This window comes from Mycobacterium sp., assembly GCF_050701675.1.
Lineage (GTDB): Bacteria > Actinomycetota > Actinomycetes > Mycobacteriales > Mycobacteriaceae > Mycobacterium.
Window position 1 is genome coordinate 1 of record NZ_JBOGDD010000495.1, and the last position, 2,243, is coordinate 2,243.

A 2,243-nucleotide genomic window follows, 5' to 3' on the forward strand; every position below is an offset into this window, starting at 1 on the left:
GTGACGAACTGCTGCACCAACTGCGCCTGCCGCGCCGGATCGAGCTGACCATTCTGAATGTCCACGTCGACCCCGAGTTCATCGGCCTTGGCCTTGATGCCGGCGGTCAGGGGCGCGTAGGCCGGGAGGTCGGTATTGAAGAGCATGATGCCGATCCGCAGCGCGCCGTTCGCCGCTCCCGCGCCGTGGCCGCACGCGGCGACCAGTGCGATGGCCAGGGCGCCGATCACTGCGGCTGCCATAAAGCGCAAGCTGTTCGAGCGCACTTCAGACATACCAGTTCCTCACTGTCAGATTGAATTTCGAAAATCAGGCGCTGGCGCCGCGGGACTTGCGCTGGTAGGCGTCGAAGCCGACGGCGAGCAGGATGACCGAGCCGGTGACGGCTGGCTGCCAGTACGGTGAGACGCCGTAGAGGTTGAGGGCATTCGACACCACGCCGAGCAGCAGCGAGCCCAGCACCACGGACCGGACACCGCCCATGCCGCCCCGCAGCGGGGTGCCGCCCACGACGACCGCCGCGATTGCATTCAGAGCCCAGTTCTCGGTACCGGTGGGTTGCCCGACGTTGGTCTGCGAGAGCAGGAGGATCCCGGCGATCCCCGCACACAGACCGCCGAACACGAACGCTCCCGCCAAGACGCGGTCGACTGGGACCCCGGCGAGTCGGGCCGGCTCCTTGCTCGACCCGACCGCATACACGAAGTGACCGAACCGGGTCACGTGCAGCAGAAACCACGTGACGAGTACGGCGAGGGCGAAGACCAACGCCGGGTTCGGTATCCCCAGCGTGCGGCCCAGACCGAAGTTGCTGAGCGCCAGCGGCAGCCCGGCGATCGCCCGCCCGCCGGTCTGGCTGAGCACGATCCCGGTGATCAGTGTGCCGCTTCCCAGCGTCGCCACGAATGGCGTGATTCCGATCCTGGTGACGAGGAACCCGTTGAACAGCCCACAGATCAGGCCGACGAGCACAGCGGTCAGCAGCCCGTAGCCGATGGAGCCGGTGCCGACGATGACCGCCGCTGCACTCACCGAGGCCCCCACGCCGATGGCGCCGAACGACAGGTCGAATGCCCCGCCGACGATGATTACCAACATCCCGCACGACAGCACGCCGATGATCGAACTCTGCTGCAGCACACCGAGAAGGTTGTCCGGGCTGCGAAACAGTGGGGAGCTGATCAAGAGCACGGTGAGGATGACGAAGAACACCACCTGGATGCCGTATCGCGCGCTGAAGTCTGCGATCCGTCTGGCACGTGCACGGTGCTTGCTCGGCGGGCTGACCTCGGGTAGGGCCCCGTCGGCCGTGATCGACTCGGCGATGGTGTTGGAAGACATCGGACGGTTCCTTTCCTACCGCGCGCTGGCGTCGTCGAGCAGCTCCCGGTATGCGCCGGCCTGCTCCTCAGTGGCGGGGTCCAGCTTCATCAGGGCGCCAAGCACGTTGGCGCCGAACTTGAAGCAGATCCAGGCGCACAGTTCGACGATCTCGTCGTTGCTGAATTCTCCGCGCAACACGTCGAACATCGAGTCGTCGATCTTGCCGAGGTTGTTGACCACGAGTTCGGCGAATGCGCCTGCGAGACTGGCGCGGGGATCCACGTGTTCGGTGACGGGCGCTCCTCCGACGGTCGCGCAGTACTGGCAGCCAATGCCCTGCGCCAGACCGCTGCGCACCTCCTCCTTCAGAGACGTCGACAGCTTTGAGGAGCCGTCGGTCAGCAGCACCTTGTCCAAGGCCGCCCAGGCGTCGGCAATCTCCGGGCGATTGCCGAGTACTGCATAGAAGGAGTCGGTACTGCGGTCGGTTGGTTCGATTCGGGGCATGGTTGTATTCCTCTCCGCCCTAGACGGTTTCGATGGTTTGATGAAACTGTTGAATGAGAACGTGGGTTGGGGCTAGCCGGGGTGACCGCTCATCATCAGGTCTGCCAGATCTTCCGGGTTGATGAATGACGGCGGCGGCGGCGGACCCCACTGGAAGAGACCCTTGGCCCCTTCGAGGGTCTCCGGCGACCACAATGCGTCCTCCGGGATGTGGTCCATGTCGCTGTGGTATTCGGCGAAGGTCCCTGACGGATCCTTGAAGTACCAGAAGAAGTTCGAGCCCGCGTAGTGTCGCCCAAGACCCCAGACGTGCCGCTCCGGGTGCTCGGCGAGCATGGCCGTCGCGCCACGGCCGATCGCGTCTACGTCGTCGACCTGCCAGCTGCTGTGGTGGATGAACGGCACCGGTGCGC

The 2,243-nt window shown here is 65.1% G+C and carries 4 protein-coding genes; all 4 read right to left on the reverse strand.

The window, feature by feature from the left end; genetic code table 11:
* Window positions 1-275: hypothetical protein (locus ACRDUX_RS14860; RefSeq protein ID WP_526414787.1), on the reverse strand; the 275-nt coding region annotated here is incomplete at its 3' end.
* A 34-nt stretch (window positions 276-309) separates the two neighbouring features.
* Complete coding sequence (locus tag ACRDUX_RS14865; RefSeq protein ID WP_526414788.1) at window positions 310-1,341, reverse strand: ABC transporter permease; 1,032 nt, start codon at window positions 1,339-1,341, stop codon at window positions 310-312.
* A gap of 15 nt (window positions 1,342-1,356) precedes the next feature.
* Window positions 1,357-1,830, reverse strand: coding sequence for a carboxymuconolactone decarboxylase family protein (locus ACRDUX_RS14870; RefSeq protein ID WP_526414789.1), 474 nt, complete (start codon window positions 1,828-1,830; stop codon window positions 1,357-1,359).
* 72 nt (window positions 1,831-1,902) lie between these two features.
* On the reverse strand, window positions 1,903-2,243 hold a 341-nt coding region (locus ACRDUX_RS14875), incomplete at its 5' end, for a VOC family protein (RefSeq protein ID WP_526414790.1).